Genomic DNA, 15,569 nt, shown 5'->3' on the forward strand with positions numbered 1-15,569 from the left:
TGCATTTCACGAGTTGCATGATGGAAGGAACGGCTCATGGCAGAGTCGAGAAACCCCCGCCGTGACGGTGGGAAGCCTGCTGGCCGAGGGGCCGGCGGAGGAGCTGGACGCGGCGGCAAGCCCGCCGGCCAGGGTGGTCGTGACCAGCGAGGCAGCGGAACACCGCGTCGCGATGGCAAGCCCACGGATCGTCGTGACGGCAAGGCGACGGATCGTCGTGACGGCAAGCCGACGGATCGTCGCGACGGCAAGCCGGCGTCCGCGCGCCGCGATGGCAAGCCGCAGACGCCGCGACGCGACGGCAAGCCGTACGAGGCCCGTCGCGACCGTCGCCAGGAGGAGGGTGACCGCACGGCTGCCCAGCGGATCTATGACGGTCCGCCGATCCCCGACGACGTCAGCGCCAAGGACCTGGACAAGCACGCCCGCCAGGCCCTGCAGGCCCTGCCGGAGAAGCTGGCCGAGAAGGTCGCGCGTCACCTCGTGATGGCCGGCCTCCTGATGGTCGAGGATCCCGAGACTGCGCACCTGCACGCCCTGGCGGCACGTGCCCGCGCGACCCGCACGGGCCTCGTGCGTGAGGCGTGCGGCGAGACGGCGTACGCCTGCGGCAAGTGGGCCGAGGCGCTGTCGGAGTTCCGCGCGGCCCGGCGCATGACGGGCGGCTACATCTACGCCCCGATGATGGCCGACTGCGAACGCGCGCTGAAGCGCCCCGACAAGGCGATCGCCTACGACACGACCGAGATCCGTAGCCAGCTTGACGACGCCGGTCAGATCGAGCTCTCGATCGTCGTCGCCGGTGCTCGCCGTGACCAAGGCCAGTACGAGGCCGCGATCCGTCTGCTCGAGACCGAGCCGCTCCACACCAAGGGACGGGGTGACTGGGTCCCGCGCCTGCGCTACGCCTACGCCGACTCGCTCCTGGCCGCGGGGCGCAAGGATGAGGCCGTCGAGTGGTTCCACCGCACGGTGGCCGTCGACGGCAACAAGCAGACCGATGCCGAGGAGCGCCTCGCCGAGCTGGACCCGCGTCCACAGGACTGATCCCTCGGTCCGGCTGTCCACAGCACGCGATCTCAACGATGCCCCCCGCCCTCGGCGGGGGGCATCGTCATGTCATGACTGATGACAACAACAGGGTCCACCTGACCGGGCGGGTCTCCGCCGATCCCGAGGGCAAGCTCCTTCCGAGTGGCGACGAGGTCGTGACGTTCCGACTCGTCGTCCGCCGCAGCGCCGCGGCGCGACGGCGTTCCAAGCAGGTCGTCGACACGATCGAGTGCTCCGTGTGGCCGGCGGCCCTCCGCCGGAGCGTGCGACGCATTCCCGCCGGCGCCGAGGTCACCGTCAGCGGTGAGCTGCGTCGCCGGTTCACCCGTGGCGGCGCCGGTGTGATCAGCTTCGTGACGGTCGACGTCGACACCTGCAAGAAGGTTGTGGCCCCGCCGGTAGCCTCGGGGGCATGAGACAGAGCCTGGGCGCGGGGCTGGGCTCGACCACCGGACCGCTGAGCACGGTCCACGACGTCGCGATGCTGGACCTGGACGGTGTCGTCTACCGGGGGCCGGATGCAGTCCCCGGCGCGGCAAAGGCGCTGGCCACGGCCCACGAGCACGGGCTCCGACTGGCCTACATCACCAACAACGCGTCCCGCACGGCGCAGCAGGTCGCCGACAAGCTGGTCGCGATGGGCATGCCCCACGTCGGGGCGGATGATGTCGTCACGTCGGCCCAGGCCGTGGCCCACCTCATGTCGGACGCGCTGCCGGCCGGCTCGGCGGTGCTCGTGATCGGTGGCGAGGGACTGCGCACGCCGCTGGAGGAGCGCGGCCTGCGCTGCGTCTCGAGCCTCGAGGAGTCGCCCGTCGCCGTCGTGCAGGGATTCCACCCCGACATCGGCTGGCACGAGCTGTCGGAGGCGGCATACGCGATCCAGGCCGGGTTGCCGTGGTACGCCAGCAACACCGACCTCACCGTCCCCACGGCCCGGGGCATCGCCCCCGGCAACGGCTCGCTGGTGCAGGCCGTGCGCAACGCCACGGGTGCCGAGCCGATCGTCGCCGGCAAGCCGGAGCGGGCGCTGTTCGACGAGACCGTGGCCCGGGTGGGCGGCGCGAGGCCGCTCATGGTCGGGGACCGGCTCGACACCGACATCGAGGGCGCGATCGCGGCCGGCATCGTCAGCCTGGCGGTCCTGTCCGGGGTCAGCTCGCTGCAGGACATCGTCGACGCCGCGCCGGGACACCGACCGACGTACGTGTCGGCCGACCTGTGCGGGCTCGACGACGTGCACCCGGAGGTCGAGGTCACGTCCGGCACCGCCCGGTGCGGATCGGCCGAGGTCACCCACGACGGGACCCGCCTCTCGATCGTCCACGGGGACATCGGCGCGACCGTGACCCTGCGGGCCCTCGTGGGACTCGCGTGGGACCTGGCGGATCGGTCCGACATCTCGGTCCGGGTGGATGGGACACTGGCTCCATGAGCGAGATCCAGGACCACCAGGTCGACCTGCCCGCCGTGGAGCCCACGGGCCATGCGCAGATCGATGCTGCGCTCGAGCGTCTCGACCGGCTCGCGGACCTGGAGATCACGTCCCACCCCGAAGAGTTCGACGCGATCCACGGCGTGCTGCGCGAGTCCCTCGCCAACGCGGGGCGCGACGGGATCGCGCTGGACAGCCCGTGACGCGTCGGCTCCGGCTCGACGCGGAGCTCGTACGCCGGGGGCTCGCCCGATCGCGCGAGCACGCCGGCTCGCTGATCGAGGAGGGCCTGGTCAAGGTCGGCGGGTCCGTCGCTAGCAAGGCCGCCACCGGCGTGACGACCGACCAGGCGATCGTCGTCAAGGCGAGCAAGGAGCCCACCTACGCCTCGCGCGGGGCGCACAAGCTGCTGGGCGCACTCGCGGTCTTCGAGCCCCTCGGCCTGACGGTGGCCGGACGGCGGGCGCTCGACGCGGGCGCCTCGACGGGCGGTTTCACCGACGTGCTGCTGCGCAAGGGCGTGCGAGAGGTCGTCGCGGTCGACGTCGGCTACGGCCAGCTGGTGTGGGCGCTGCAGTCCGACGACCGGGTCGACGTCCACGACCGCACCAACGTCCGCAACCTCGAGGTGGCTGATATCGGGGGAGCGGTCGACCTGGTCGTGTCGGATCTGTCGTTCATCTCCCTTACCGTGGTGATGCCGGCACTCACGAGGGTGTGCGAGCCCAGCACCCCAGAAGGCGGAGGCGACATCGTGCTGATGATCAAGCCGCAGTTCGAGGTCGGCAAGAGCAACCTCGGCAAGAACGGCGTGGTGCGCGATCCCGTCCTGCACGCGGACGCGGTGCACCGGGTCTGCCTGTCGGCCCACGAGCTCGGCTGGGGCACCCGGGCGCTGGCACCGAGCCCGTTGCCCGGTCCTGCCGGCAACGTGGAGTACTTCTGCTGGCTGCGGTCCGACGCCGCGGCCCCGAGCCTCGACGCCGCACACGCGGTTGTCGCCGCAGGTCCGCTTGACACGTCTGGAGCCCCGTCATGAGGACGATCCTGCTCGCGGTGCACATCGCCCGCGACGAGGCGACCAAGGTCGCCGCCGCGTTCGCCGCCGACCTGGCGGCCCACGGCATCGGGGTGTGCGTCCTCGACACCGAGGCCGACGCGCTGCGGGCCGCCGGCATCGACGACCAGGGTGTCGTCGTGGCGGGTCCGGGAGCGGCCGCCGAGTGCGAGCTCGCCGTCGTCTTCGGCGGTGACGGCACGATCCTGCGGGCCGCCGAGCTGTGCCGGGGGACCGACACGCCCGTCCTGGGCGTCAACCTGGGCCACGTCGGCTTCCTCGCCGAGGCCGATGTCGAGGACCTGCAGCACGTCGTCCAGGGCGTGGTCGAGCGGTCCTACACGGTCGAGGAGCGACTCACGGTCGACGTCTCGGTCATGGTCGCCGGTGAGGTCGTCGCGACCAACTGGGCCCTCAACGAGGCATCGGTCGAGAAGGCCGCGCGCGAGCGGATGCTCGAGATCGTCGTCGAGATCGACGACCGTCCCGTGTCCCGATGGGGCTGCGACGGCATCGTGTGCGCGACGCCGACGGGCTCGACCGCCTACAACTTCAGCGCCGGCGGACCCATCGTGTGGCCCGAGGTGTCGGCGCTCCTCATGGTCCCGATCAGCGCCCACGCCCTGTTCGCGCGCCCCCTGGTCGTCTCGCCCGACTCGACCCTCGCGATCGAGGTCGTGGGTGAGCAGTCCACGGGTGTCCTGTGGTGCGACGGACGGCGCGCCGCCGACCTGCCGCTCGGGGCCCGGGTCGAGGTCGTGCGTGGGCGGGAGAACGTACGCCTCGCGCGCCTGCACCCCGCGTCGTTCGCGGACCGGCTCGTGCGCAAGTTCGATCTGCCCGTCGCGGGCTGGCGAGGTGCCGCCGAGCGGCGTCGCGAGGACCGCGACTGATGTGGCAGCACCTGAAGCTCTCGTCACTGGGCGTCATCGAGTCGGCCGAGCTCGAGCTCTCGGCCGGCTTCACCGTCATCACGGGTGAGACCGGCGCGGGCAAGACCATGGTCGTCACGGCGCTGGGGCTGCTGCGCGGCAGTCGTGCGGACCTGGGTCTCGTGCGGGTGGGCTCGGACCAGGCGCGGGTCGAGGCCAGCATCGGGGTGCGTCCCGGCGCCGCCGCGATCGCCGCGGTCGAGGACGCCGGAGGGCGGATCGACGACGACGTCGTGATCCTGGGCCGGGTGCTGTCGGCGGCCGGACGCTCGCGTGCGGTCGCGGGTGGCGCGACCGTCCCGGCGGCCCTGCTGGCCGAGGTCACCGACGAGCTCGTCGCGGTGCACGGCCAGTCCGACCAGCACCGGCTGCTGCGCGCCACCGAGCAGCGGGCAGCCCTCGACCGGTTCGCGGGGGAGCCGTTGGCGAAGGCCGCTGCGGCCTACGCCCCGGTCCACTCCCGCTGGCGCACCGTCGAGCGGACCCTCGAGGAGCTGCGCACCCACGGCCAGGAGCGGGCGCGGGAGCTCGACGTCCTGCGGTTCGGGCTCGACGAGATCGCCGCGGTCGAGCCGGTCGCGGGCGAGGACGAGGCGCTCCGCACCGAGGAGAGCCGGCTGGCCCACTCCGAGTCGCTCGCCCGGGCGGCCGACGACGCACACCGGCTGCTGGCCGGTGACGGGGACCTGGACGCGGCGCGCAGCCGGGTCGCCGATGCCTCGGGCGCGCTGCGCGACGCCGCCGGCCACGACCCCGAGCTCGACGCACTCACCGAGCGGGTCCTGGAGATCGGGATCCTGCTCGACGAGGTGGGGGCCGACCTCGGCTCCTACTCCTCGGGCGTCGAGCTCGACCCCGAGCGCCTGGCCGCCCTGCAGGACCGCCGGGCAGCACTGGCAGGTCTGCAGCGCAAGTACGGACCGACGCTCGACGACGTCATCGCGTGGGCGGACAAGAGCGCCGCCCGCCTCGGCGAGCTCGGCAACGACGATGAGGCCGTGGCGGCACTCGAGGCCGAGCAGGCCGAGCTGGTCCCGGAGGTCAGGCGGCTGGCGCAGCGTCTGACCGAGGTGCGCACCGAGGCTGCCGGCCGCCTCTCGGCACTCGTCGACACCGAGCTCGCCCAGCTCTCGATGCCCTCGGCCCGGCTCGAGGTCCAGGTCACGTCATCACCCGAGGCGACCCCCGGCCCGCACGGCGTCGACGACGTCGAGCTGTTGTTCGCGGCCAACAGCGGCACCGGCATGCGTCCGCTGCACAAGGGTGCGAGCGGGGGAGAGCTCTCCCGGCTGATGCTGGGGCTCGAGGTCGTGCTGGCCGACCGGACGACCGTGCCGACGCTGGTGTTCGACGAGGTCGACGCGGGCATCGGCGGCAAGGCCGCGGTCGAGGTCGGGCGCCGGCTGGCCCGGCTCGCCGATCACGCCCAGGTCATCGCGGTCACCCACCTGCCCCAGGTGGCCGCGTTCGCGGACCACCACTTCGTGGTCTCCAAGGACGACGACGGCAACGTCACGAGCAGCTCGGTGCTCCGCGTCGACGAGGCCAGCCGGGTCGACGAGCTGGCCCGCATGCTCGCCGGCCAGGAGGACTCGGCCACGGCCCAGGCCCACGCCCGCGAGCTGCTCGACCTGGCCCGGACGACCTGAGCTCCGCGTGTGAAGTTGCCGCTGTCGGGCGACACGCCGCGGCAGCGCGCAAATCCGTGCCGCCAAGCGGCAACCATGGACGGCGATGGCCATCTGGAGACGCAAGACCTCGCTGCCCCCTGACGTCAAGGGGATCGTCGGCACCATGAGATTCGCCCGGCGGGACAGCGACATCGCTGACCTGCGCGAGGGCGACTTCGCCCTCGTCGAACAGCCCGACCTCGACACACGTCAGGCGCAGCTGCTCATCGAGCGGCGGGTGCGGGCAGTCCTCAACTCCGTCGCCTCGAGCAGCGGACGGGTCCCCAACCAGGGACCCCAGATGCTGGCCAAGGCCGGGATCCTGCTGGTCGACATCACGAGCGACAACGTCTGGCACCGGCTCAAGAGCGGCGATGACGTACGCATCGAGGACGGGCGGGTCTTCCGGGACGAGGTGCTGGTTGCCGACGGTGTCGTCCTCGACGCCGAGCGCGCCGCGTCCGACCTCGCGACGGCGAAGGAAGGCCTCGCGACGCGGCTCGACTCGCTGGCCGCCAACGCGACCGACCACATCCAGCGCGAGCAGGCGATGCTGATCGGCGGCGCCAAGGTGCCGCGACTGCGCACCAAGCTGCGTGGACGGGCCGTCGTGGTGGTCTCGCGGGCGCACGACGACGCGGCCGACCTGCGCCGGCTCCGGCGCTACATCAGCGACAACGACCCGGTCCTGATCGGTGCGGGTCCCGGCGCCGACGTGATCCTCCAGGCCGGCTACACGCCGACCGTCGTGGTCGGCGCGATGGAGAACGTCTCCGACGCGGCCATCAGGGCCTCGGGCGAGGTCGTGGTGACGACCGCGTCGGGCACCGTCGACATGCCCGAGCGCCTCGAGCGGCACGGCAAGGCGATCTCGACCTTCGTCTCGACGGGGTCGGACGACGACCTGGCGATCGTGCTCGCCGACACCAACGAGGCCGCCGTCATCGTCCACGTCGGCGGGCCCGCGACGCTGTCGGAGTTCCTCGAGCGGCCCCCCGCCGAGGCCGCACGGATGTTCGTCGCCCGGCTGCGCGCCGGCTCGAAGCTCGTCGACGCCAAGGCCGTCCACCACTTCACCTCGCAACGCCTCGCTCTCTGGCCCGTCCTGCTGCTGCTCGTGGCAGGAGCCGCGGCCGTCGCCACGGCGGTCGCCATCACGCCGGTCGGGCAGGACTGGTTCGACACCCTCGGCGACCAGCTCGTCGATCTCGGCACCTGGATCAAAGGACTCTTCACGTGATCAACTTCCGCTTCCACCTCGTCTCCATCGCCGCGATCCTCATCGCGCTGGCGGCCGGGATCGCCCTCGGGTCGGGCCCGCTCGACGATGCCGGTGACGCGCTGAGCGGCAAGGACGTCGCGGCGCAGACATCGGACCCCGCCGTGCGGGCCTTCGAGACCGGGTACGCCGGCCGGACCGGCGGCGCCCTGCTCAAGGGCAAGCTCAAGGGCCAGCCGGTCGTCCTGCTGACCGTGCCGGGTGCCAGCTCCGCCGAGGTGCGGGGCGTGACGGGCGACCTGGTCGACGCCGGTGCGACCGTCACCGGTGAGATCGCCCTGACCAGCAAGATCCTGAGCTCGTCGAGCCGGCAGTTCGCCGAGGGCGTGGCGCAGCAGTCGGCAGCGGACGTCCCCGGGGTCGGCAGCGCCGGCGACAGCTACGGCCGCATCGGCGCGGCACTGGCCCGGTCGGTCATGAAGGACACCGGCGGCAAGGTCGACTCGACCGCGACGACGATCCGGTCGGCGTTCACCGAGGGCGACCTCATCGCCGAGACCAAGGCACCCAAGCGCCTCGCGACGCTGGCCGTGCTCGTCACCGGACCACAGCGCAGCGGTGGCTCGGAGCAGAGCACCGTCATCGCGGCGCTCGCCGGGGCGTTCAACGGCACGGGCCGGGGGATCGTCGTGGCCGGACCGTCGTCCTCGAGCACCGACGGTGGCGCGGTCAAGGCCGTCCGCGACGGAGACGCGGGATCCGAGATCTCCACGGTGGACGTCACCGACTCGGCCGCCGGCCGGATCGTCGTGGCGCTCGCGGCGGCCCAGCAGGTCGGCGGGAAGCCCGGTGCGTGGGGCACCTCGCGCAGCGCCGACGGCGCCGTCCCCGACTGATCCAGGATTCTGCGGGCGGGCGTGTGGGCGAACGTACACGTGTGTCGTTCGCGCCGGGACCCGATTCGTTGGTAGGCTGGAATCCCGTGGAGCCATGATGCATTTGTTGCATCACAGAGCGCTCGACATCGGTTTTCGACCACGGGAGTTCACCTTGCCAGGTAGCGCGGTTACCAAGCACGTCTTCGTCACCGGCGGGGTTGCCTCCTCGCTCGGCAAGGGGCTCACGGCCTCCAGCCTGGGACGGCTGCTCAAGTCGCGCGGCCTGCGCGTCACGATGCAGAAGCTCGACCCCTACCTCAACGTCGACCCCGGGACGATGAACCCGTTCCAGCACGGCGAGGTCTTCGTGACCGACGACGGCGCCGAGACCGACCTCGACGTCGGCCACTACGAGCGGTTCCTCGACGTCGACCTGTCCGGCAAGGCCAACGTCACGACGGGCCAGGTCTACTCCGAGGTCATCGCCAAGGAGCGCCGCGGCGACTACCTGGGTGACACGGTGCAGGTCATCCCGCACATCACGAACGAGATCAAGTCGCGGATCCGCGCCATGGCGGGCCCCGACGTCGACGTCGTCATCACCGAGATCGGTGGCACCGTCGGCGACATCGAGTCCCTGCCGTTCCTCGAGGCCGCCCGCCAGGTGCGCCACGACGTCGGCCGCAACAACGTCTTCTTCCTGCACGTGTCGCTCGTGCCCTACATCGGCCCCTCCGGCGAGCTCAAGACCAAGCCGACCCAGCACTCCGTCGCCGCGCTGCGGTCGATCGGCATCCAGCCAGACGCCATCGTGTGCCGGGCCGACCGGATGATCCCCGAGAGCATGAAGGCCAAGATCTCGCTGATGTGCGATGTCGACCAGGAGGCCGTCATCACGTGCGCCGACGCCCCGTCGATCTACGACATCCCCAAGGTCCTGCACGGCCAGGGCCTCGACGCGTACGTCGTGCGCCGCCTCGACCTGCCGTTCCGCGACGTCGACTGGACGCAGTGGGACGAGCTGCTGCGCCGCGTCCACGAGCCGGCCGAGGAGCTCACGATCGCGCTGGTCGGCAAGTACATCGACCTGCCCGACGCCTACCTCTCGGTCGGTGAGGCGCTGCGGGCCGGCGGCTTCGCCCACGACGCCCGCGTCAGGCTGCGCTGGGTCGGCTCCGACGACTGCGCGACGCCGACCGGCGCGCACGCCAACCTGCACGACGTCGACGGCATCTGCGTGCCCGGCGGCTTCGGCATCCGCGGCATCGAGGGCAAGCTGGGCGCGCTGACGTACGCCCGTGAGCGCGGCATCCCGCTGCTCGGTCTGTGCCTCGGCCTGCAGTGCATGGTCATCGAGTACGCCCGCAACGTCGCCGGCATCGCGGAGGCGAGCTCCTCGGAGTTCGACCCCAACACGCCGCACCCCGTCATCGCCACGATGGCCGAGCAGCAGGAGTTCGTCGAGGGTGCGGGTGACCTCGGCGGCACGATGCGGCTGGGGTCCTACCCGGCGGCCCTGGCCGACGGCAGCGTCGTCGCCGAGGCGTACGGCGCCGACAAGGTCGAGGAGCGCCACCGCCACCGCTACGAGGTCAACAACGCCTACCGCGACCAGCTGGAGCGGGCGGGCCTGGTCTTCAGCGGCACGTCCCCGGACGGCACCCTCGTCGAGTTCGTCGAGCTGCCCCGCGAGGTGCACCCGTACTACGTGTCGACGCAGGCGCACCCCGAGCTGCGCTCGCGGCCGACCAAGCCGCACCCCCTGTTCTCCGGCCTGATCGGCGCTGCCCTGGACCGTCAGCGCGAGACGCGCCTGCCGGTCGACGAGCAGCAGCCGGTCGAGGCATGACGGCACATCCCGAGCTGCCCGGCCGCCTGGCCGACGCGGGGGTCGGGGACTCTGACCATTCCTGGACAGTCAGCCGCACCGAGCCGAAGTTCGACAGCCCCTACGTCAGCCTGCGGATCGACACGATCGTCGACCGCGACGGGGCCGAGCACGGCCGGGCGGTCGTCCAGCCCCACGGGGCGGTCGGCGTGCTCGCGATCGACGAGCAGGACCGGCTCCTGCTGGTCGAGCAGTACCGCCACCCGGTCGGCCGCCGGCTCCTCGAGATCCCGGCCGGCACGCTGGACGTCGCGGGGGAGGGGGCGCTCGACGCCGCAGTCCGCGAGCTGGCCGAGGAGGCCGATCTCGTCGCGACCGACTGGGACCCGCTGCTGGCCCTGCTGGCTACCCCGGGCTACTCCACGGAGCACTGGGAGATCTTTCGGGCGACCGGGCTGCGTCCCGTCCCGGAGGCCGATCGCACCGAGCGGGAGGCCGAGGAGGCCGACATGGTCCAGTGGTGGCTGCCGTTCGACGAGGCCGTCGACGCGGTGCTGGCCGGCCGGATCAGCGACTCGATGACGGTCTCGGCGATCCTCGCCGCGCAGGTGCTCCGGACGCGATGAGCGAGGACGTCGAGCGCGGCATCCAGGACTACCTGAGCCACCTGGGCGTCGAGCGCGGCCTGGCCGACAACACCCTGCGGTCGTACCGTCGGGACCTGCGCCGCTACCTGTCGTTCCTGCGCGATCGCGGTCTGGGCGACCCGACGTCGATCACCGAGACCGATGTCGCGGCCTTCCTCGGCTCCCTGCGCACGGGCGACGACGAGCAGGTCCCGCTGGGCACCGCGAGCGCCGCACGCACGATCGTCGCGGTCCGCGGCTTCCACAAGTTCCTCCTGCGCGAGCAGCTCGTCGCGACCGACGTCACGGCGGCGATCAAGCCCCCACGACCCGCGTCACGCCTGCCCAAGGCCCTGCCGCTGGAGGACGTCGAGTCGATCCTCGAGGCCGCCGGCGCCCCCGGCACGGTCCTGTCCTCGCGCGACCGGGCGCTGCTGGAGCTGTTGTACGGCACGGGGTCGCGGATCTCCGAGGCCGTGGGCCTCGACATCGACGACGTCGACCTGGAGGAGTCGTCGGTGCTGCTGCGCGGCAAGGGCGGCAAGCAGCGGGTCGTGCCGCTGGGGTCGTACGCCCGGGCGTCGATCCAGGACTACCTCACGTCGTCACGCCCGGCGCTGGTGTCGGCGAAGACCCGCACCCCCGCGGTGTTCCTCAACGCCCGCGGCGGCCGGTTGTCGCGGCAGAGCGCGTGGACCGTGCTGACCAAGGCCGCCGAGCGCGCCGGGATCACGACCGACGTCTCCCCGCACACGTTGCGGCACTCCTTCGCGACCCACCTGCTCGACGGTGGGGCGGACGTCCGGGTCGTGCAGGAGCTGCTCGGCCACGCGTCGGTCACGACGACGCAGATCTACACGCTCGTGACGGTCGAGAAGCTGCGTGAGGTGTACGCCACAGCGCACCCCCGCGCCGCCCGGCAGTCGTAGGCAGAAGCGGTGTCGGGCCTCGGAGCGGTGGTGTCTCCAAGTCGACAATCACGGGTAGAGTGACGCTCGTCCGTAGGGTCGAGTGCAGGGGATAGCTGATGAGCCAGGAACTGGGACCCACCGGACGGCCGATGCCGGTCTTCCCGCCGCCCGGAAAGCGTGATCCGGCCAAGCCCGCGACGATCATCGCCCTCTGCAACCAGAAGGGTGGCGTCGGCAAGACCACGACGACGATCAACCTCGGTGCCGCCCTGGTCGAGCTGGGCCGCAAGGTCCTGCTGGTCGACTTCGACCCCCAGGGCTCGATGACCGTGGGCCTCGGCGTCAACGCGCACGAGCTCGACCAGAGCATCTACCACGTTTTGATGGACCGGGAGATCGCGATCAAGGACCTGATCATGTCGACCGCGGTCGACGGCCTGGACCTCGTGCCGTCCAACATCGACCTGTCCGCCGCCGAGATGCGGCTCGTGACCGAGGTCGGGCGCGAGCAGGTGCTGGCCCGGGTGCTCAAGCCGATCCGCAACGACTACGACGTCATCCTGATCGACTGTCAGCCCTCGCTGGGCCTGCTCACGGTCAACGCGCTGACCGCCGCCGACGGCGTCCTCGTCCCGCTCGAGTGCGAGTACTTCGCGCTGCGCGGCGTGGCGCTGCTCAAGGACACGATCGAGAAGGTCCGCGACCGCACCAATGACGAGCTGCAGATCATCGGCCTGCTGGGCACGATGTACGACAGCCGCACGCTGCACGGCAAGGAGGTCCTGTCGACCCTCGTCGAGGGCTGGGGCGACCTGGTGTTCCACACCGTGATCCGGCGCACCGTGAAGTTCTCCGACTCGACCGTGGCGGGTGAACCGATCACGGAGTACGCGACGACCTCCCCGGGCGCCGAGTCGTACCGGCAGCTCGCGAGGGAGGTTCTCGTTCGATGCCCCGACGCGTGACGCCGTCGGGCGGGGCCGGCAAGCGGCCGTCGATGCCGGGAGCGGACGAGCTGTTCCGCGCCACGACACCGGCCCGGCCCGTCGAGGAGCCGGAGGCCGAGGCCCCCGCGGAGGCGGTCGCCGCCAGCGGGCGGGTCAAGCACGACGAGAAGATGACGGTGTACGTCACCGGTGCCGAGCTGCTGGCCGTCGAGCAGGCCCGACTGCAGCTGCGCAGCGAGCTGGGCCGCAGCGTCGACCGGGGACGATTCGTCCGTGCCGCGCTGGCCGTTGCGCTCGCCGACCTGGAGGACCGCGGCACGCAGAGCGACGTCGCGCGCCGATTGAGCGAGTCGTGACGGTCGCGGACGTCGAGGGATCCGGCCCCAGTGGCTTCCAGGTCAACCTGACCAACTTCGAAGGCCCCTTCGACCTCCTGCTGCAGCTGATCTCCAAGCACGAGCTCGACATCACCGAGGTCGCGCTGTCCGCCGTGACGGGGGAGTTCATCGCCTACATCAGGGCGTTGGGCGACGACCTGGAGCAGACCACCAACTTCCTGCTCGTCGCCGCGACCCTGCTGGACCTCAAGACCGCGCGGCTGCTGCCGCAGGCCGAGGTCGAGGACGAGGAGGACCTGGCCCTGCTGGAGGCCCGGGACCTGCTGTTCGCCCGGCTGATGCAGTATCGCGCGTTCAAGCGGGTCGCCGGCATCATGGCCGACCGGCTCGCCGAGGAGTCGAAGCGGTTCCCACGGGTCGTGGCGCTCGAGCCGCGCTTCGCCGACCTGCTGCCGGAGGTGCTGATCTCGGTCGGCCCGGAGCAGCTCGCGCTGCTGGCGGCCAAGGCGTTCGAGGACAAGCCCGTCCCGATCCTGTCCCTGGCCCACCTGCACGCCCCGCAGGTCAGCGTCCGCGAGCAGGCCCACCTCGTCGTGGACCAGCTGCGCCGCAAGGGTGAGATGACCTTTCGTGCGCTCACCGCCGACGCCCCGGACCTGATGACCAAGGTCGCCCGCTTCCTGGCGGTCCTCGAGCTGTTCCGCGAGGGCGCGATCTCGTTCGAGCAGGCCACCCCGCTCGGCGACCTGCACGTGCGCTGGACCGGCACCGAGGACGGCGACATCGACGTCGGCGACGAGTTCGACGGGCCGGCCCCCGACCAGGAGGCCGTCCTGGTCCCCGACGACATTGAGAGCACCGAGAGCACCGATGACTGAGCAGAACCTACCCACCGGACCGCACGAGCTCGAGCTGGAGATGCTCGAGCTCAGGCCGGCGCTGGAGGCCGTGCTGATGGTGGCCGACCAGCCGCTGGACCACCTGACCCTGGCGCAGGCCGTCGGCCACCCGACGCCCGACGTCGAGACGGCGCTGGCCGAGCTGGCCGAGGAGTACACCGCGCAGGGCCGTGGCTTCGAGCTGCGCAACATCGCCGGTGGCTGGCGGTTCTTCACCCGCGAGGAGTACGCCGGTGCGGTCGAGCGCTTCATCCTGGACGGGCAGCAGGCCCGGCTGACCCAGGCCGCGCTCGAGACGATGGCCGTCGTGGCGTACCGCCAGCCCATCAGCCGCTCCCGGATCTCCGCGATCCGTGGCGTCAACGTCGACGGGGTCGTCCGCACCCTGGTGACCCGAGGCCTGATCGAGGAGGGCGGGGTCGACGCCGAGAGCGGCGCGATCCTCTATCGCACGACGAGCTACTTCCTGGAGCGGATGGGCCTCGGCAGCATCGCCGAGCTGCCCGACATCGCGCAGCACCTGCCCGAGATGGAGGACATGGAGGACGAGCCCGTCCCCGCCGCCGACGAGCCGCCCCAGCCCGCCGACGAGTCGGCCACCTTCGCCGACGAGTCACCCGCCGAGACCGAAGGACACGACCGTGGCTGAGATCCGACTGCAGAAGGTGCTCGCCCAGGCCGGGCTCGGCAGCCGACGCCGCTGCGACGACATGATCGCCCACGGACGGGTCGAGGTGAACGGTGAGGTCATCGACGTCATGGGAGCCCGCGTCGACCCCGCGACCGACCTGATCCGGGTCGACGGCAAGCGCATCCCGGCGCCCAACGACCACGCGTACGTCCTGCTCAACAAGCCGCGGGGCATCGTGACGTCGATGGCCGACGAGCGTGGGCGCCCTGACCTGTCGTCGATCGTCGCGGGCCGCGAGGACCGCCTGTTCCACGTCGGACGGCTCGACACCGACACGTCCGGCCTGCTGATCCTGACCAACGACGGCGACCTGGCGCACCGGCTCGCGCACCCGTCGTTCGAGATCACCAAGACCTATGTCGCGTTGGTCGACGGCACGGTGCCCGACGGCCTGGGGGCGAGGCTCAAGGCCGGCATCGAGCTGGACGACGGCCCGGCCCGGGTCGACCGGTTCCTCGTCAAGGACACGTCGCGCGGGCGCTCGCTGGTCGAGCTCGACATCCACATGGGACGCAACCGCATCGTGCGGCGGCTGCTCGACGCCGCGGGGCACCCCGTGCGTGAGCTGACCCGCACGGCGTTCGGCCCGCTGCACCTCGGCGGGCTGGCGTCCGGCGCGATGCGTGACCTGACCCGCAACGAGCTCGGAGCGCTCTTCGATAGCGTGGACGGGTGACCGGCATCCCGCAGAGCGCAACCCCGTTCCCCGGCCCGGTGCTCATCATCGGTTGCGGCCTGATCGGCACATCGGCCGGCCTCGCGCTGCGCAGCCACGACATCGACGTGCTGCTGCTCGACGCGTTGCCGGCCAATGTCGAGGTCGCCGCGTCGCGCGGCGCCGGACGAGCGTTCACCGATGAGGACGTCCCGTTCCTGGTCGTCGTGGCCGTGCCGCCCGCCGTGGCCGCCTCCGTGCTGGGGGAGTCCCTCCAGCGGTGGCCGTCCGCCCTGGTGACCGACGTGACCAGCGTGAAGTCCGGCCTGCAGCGTGCTGTGGAGTCGCTCCCCGGTGCCGAGCGCTACGCGGGTGGCCATCCCATGGCCGGGAGCGAGCGGTCGGGTCCGATGGCGGCCTCGGCCCAGCT

At 71.7% G+C, this 15,569-nt stretch carries 18 protein-coding genes; all 18 read left to right on the forward strand.

The genetic code is table 11. The features are described from left to right. Positions 1-36: 36 nt before the first annotated feature. Positions 37-1,047: a tetratricopeptide repeat protein gene (locus JWQ91_RS04900; protein WP_297781565.1), complete on the forward strand. Its 1,011-nt coding sequence runs from the start codon at positions 37-39 to the stop codon at positions 1,045-1,047. Between the two features lie 74 nt (positions 1,048-1,121). Continuing rightward, a complete protein-coding gene (locus JWQ91_RS04905) occupies positions 1,122-1,469 on the forward strand; it encodes a single-stranded DNA-binding protein (protein WP_297781567.1) in 348 nt (115 codons plus the stop codon). Next, positions 1,466-2,488 carry an HAD-IIA family hydrolase gene (locus tag JWQ91_RS04910; RefSeq protein ID WP_297781569.1) on the forward strand — a complete coding sequence of 341 codons (1,023 nt, stop codon included), beginning with the start codon at positions 1,466-1,468 and terminating at the stop codon, positions 2,486-2,488. The genes JWQ91_RS04905 and JWQ91_RS04910 overlap by 4 nt, the downstream gene beginning before the upstream one ends. Continuing rightward, positions 2,485-2,691, forward strand: a complete 207-nt coding sequence (locus tag JWQ91_RS04915) for a hypothetical protein (protein ID WP_297781571.1) — start codon at positions 2,485-2,487, stop codon at positions 2,689-2,691. Before JWQ91_RS04910 ends, JWQ91_RS04915 begins: the two co-directional genes overlap by 4 nt. Next, on the forward strand, positions 2,688-3,527 hold the full coding sequence (locus tag JWQ91_RS04920) for a TlyA family RNA methyltransferase (RefSeq protein ID WP_297781573.1): 840 nt from the start codon (positions 2,688-2,690) through the stop codon (positions 3,525-3,527). Before JWQ91_RS04915 ends, JWQ91_RS04920 begins: the two co-directional genes overlap by 4 nt. Further along, the gene (locus JWQ91_RS04925) at positions 3,524-4,438 is read left to right on the forward strand and encodes an NAD kinase (RefSeq protein WP_297781574.1); all 915 of its coding nucleotides are present in this window, start codon (positions 3,524-3,526) and stop codon (positions 4,436-4,438) included. The genes JWQ91_RS04920 and JWQ91_RS04925 overlap by 4 nt, the downstream gene beginning before the upstream one ends. Continuing rightward, entirely contained in the window at positions 4,438-6,126 is a 1,689-nt protein-coding gene (recN, locus tag JWQ91_RS04930; RefSeq protein WP_297781576.1) for a DNA repair protein RecN, read from the forward strand. The genes JWQ91_RS04925 and recN overlap by 1 nt, the downstream gene beginning before the upstream one ends. Before the next feature lie 85 nt (positions 6,127-6,211). Beyond that, on the forward strand, positions 6,212-7,387 hold the full coding sequence (gene steA / locus JWQ91_RS04935) for a putative cytokinetic ring protein SteA (RefSeq protein WP_297781578.1): 1,176 nt from the start codon (positions 6,212-6,214) through the stop codon (positions 7,385-7,387). Next, positions 7,384-8,262 (forward strand): copper transporter, encoded by an 879-nt coding sequence (locus JWQ91_RS04940; RefSeq protein WP_297781579.1) that lies wholly within the window; start codon positions 7,384-7,386, stop codon positions 8,260-8,262. Before steA ends, JWQ91_RS04940 begins: the two co-directional genes overlap by 4 nt. A 154-nt stretch (positions 8,263-8,416) precedes the next feature. Further along, positions 8,417-10,093, forward strand: coding sequence for a CTP synthase (locus tag JWQ91_RS04945; protein ID WP_297781581.1), 1,677 nt, complete (start codon positions 8,417-8,419; stop codon positions 10,091-10,093). After that, positions 10,090-10,698 (forward strand): NUDIX hydrolase, encoded by a 609-nt coding sequence (locus JWQ91_RS04950; RefSeq protein WP_297781583.1) that lies wholly within the window; start codon positions 10,090-10,092, stop codon positions 10,696-10,698. The genes JWQ91_RS04945 and JWQ91_RS04950 overlap by 4 nt, the downstream gene beginning before the upstream one ends. Next, complete coding sequence (gene xerD / locus JWQ91_RS04955; protein ID WP_297781585.1) at positions 10,695-11,627, forward strand: site-specific tyrosine recombinase XerD; 933 nt, start codon at positions 10,695-10,697, stop codon at positions 11,625-11,627. The genes JWQ91_RS04950 and xerD overlap by 4 nt, the downstream gene beginning before the upstream one ends. Before the next feature lie 98 nt (positions 11,628-11,725). Beyond that, the gene (locus tag JWQ91_RS04960; protein ID WP_297781587.1) at positions 11,726-12,574 is read left to right on the forward strand and encodes an AAA family ATPase; all 849 of its coding nucleotides are present in this window, start codon (positions 11,726-11,728) and stop codon (positions 12,572-12,574) included. Further along, the gene (locus JWQ91_RS04965; RefSeq protein WP_297781589.1) at positions 12,559-12,912 is read left to right on the forward strand and encodes a hypothetical protein; all 354 of its coding nucleotides are present in this window, start codon (positions 12,559-12,561) and stop codon (positions 12,910-12,912) included. The genes JWQ91_RS04960 and JWQ91_RS04965 overlap by 16 nt, the downstream gene beginning before the upstream one ends. Further along, positions 12,909-13,772, forward strand: coding sequence for a segregation/condensation protein A (locus tag JWQ91_RS04970; protein ID WP_297781591.1), 864 nt, complete (start codon positions 12,909-12,911; stop codon positions 13,770-13,772). Before JWQ91_RS04965 ends, JWQ91_RS04970 begins: the two co-directional genes overlap by 4 nt. Then, the gene (gene scpB / locus JWQ91_RS04975; RefSeq protein WP_297781593.1) at positions 13,765-14,442 is read left to right on the forward strand and encodes an SMC-Scp complex subunit ScpB; all 678 of its coding nucleotides are present in this window, start codon (positions 13,765-13,767) and stop codon (positions 14,440-14,442) included. The genes JWQ91_RS04970 and scpB overlap by 8 nt, the downstream gene beginning before the upstream one ends. Beyond that, positions 14,435-15,160 carry a pseudouridine synthase gene (locus tag JWQ91_RS04980; protein WP_297781595.1) on the forward strand — a complete coding sequence of 242 codons (726 nt, stop codon included), beginning with the start codon at positions 14,435-14,437 and terminating at the stop codon, positions 15,158-15,160. Before scpB ends, JWQ91_RS04980 begins: the two co-directional genes overlap by 8 nt. Then, positions 15,157-15,569: prephenate dehydrogenase/arogenate dehydrogenase family protein (locus JWQ91_RS04985; RefSeq protein ID WP_297781597.1), on the forward strand; the 413-nt coding region annotated here is incomplete at its 3' end. The genes JWQ91_RS04980 and JWQ91_RS04985, both read left to right, overlap by 4 nt.

It is taken from the genome of Aeromicrobium sp. (assembly GCF_025965075.1).
Classification (GTDB): domain Bacteria; phylum Actinomycetota; class Actinomycetes; order Propionibacteriales; family Nocardioidaceae; genus Aeromicrobium.

Excerpts from the sequence above, each read along its gene's own strand:
- JWQ91_RS04900 (WP_297781565.1), top strand. The coding sequence starts at position 37 with ATGGCAGAGTCGAGAAACCCCCGCCGTGACGGTGGGAAGCCTGCTGGC.
- JWQ91_RS04905 (WP_297781567.1), top strand. The coding sequence starts at position 1,122 with ATGACTGATGACAACAACAGGGTCCACCTGACCGGGCGGGTCTCCGCC.
- JWQ91_RS04910 (WP_297781569.1), top strand. The coding sequence starts at position 1,466 with ATGAGACAGAGCCTGGGCGCGGGGCTGGGCTCGACCACCGGACCGCTG.
- JWQ91_RS04915 (WP_297781571.1), top strand. The coding sequence starts at position 2,485 with ATGAGCGAGATCCAGGACCACCAGGTCGACCTGCCCGCCGTGGAGCCC.
- JWQ91_RS04925 (WP_297781574.1), top strand. The coding sequence starts at position 3,524 with ATGAGGACGATCCTGCTCGCGGTGCACATCGCCCGCGACGAGGCGACC.
- recN (WP_297781576.1), top strand. The coding sequence starts at position 4,438 with ATGTGGCAGCACCTGAAGCTCTCGTCACTGGGCGTCATCGAGTCGGCC.
- steA (WP_297781578.1), top strand. The coding sequence starts at position 6,212 with ATGGCCATCTGGAGACGCAAGACCTCGCTGCCCCCTGACGTCAAGGGG.
- JWQ91_RS04950 (WP_297781583.1), top strand. The coding sequence starts at position 10,090 with ATGACGGCACATCCCGAGCTGCCCGGCCGCCTGGCCGACGCGGGGGTC.
- xerD (WP_297781585.1), top strand. The coding sequence starts at position 10,695 with ATGAGCGAGGACGTCGAGCGCGGCATCCAGGACTACCTGAGCCACCTG.
- JWQ91_RS04960 (WP_297781587.1), top strand. The coding sequence starts at position 11,726 with ATGAGCCAGGAACTGGGACCCACCGGACGGCCGATGCCGGTCTTCCCG.
- JWQ91_RS04965 (WP_297781589.1), top strand. The coding sequence starts at position 12,559 with ATGCCCCGACGCGTGACGCCGTCGGGCGGGGCCGGCAAGCGGCCGTCG.
- scpB (WP_297781593.1), top strand. The coding sequence starts at position 13,765 with ATGACTGAGCAGAACCTACCCACCGGACCGCACGAGCTCGAGCTGGAG.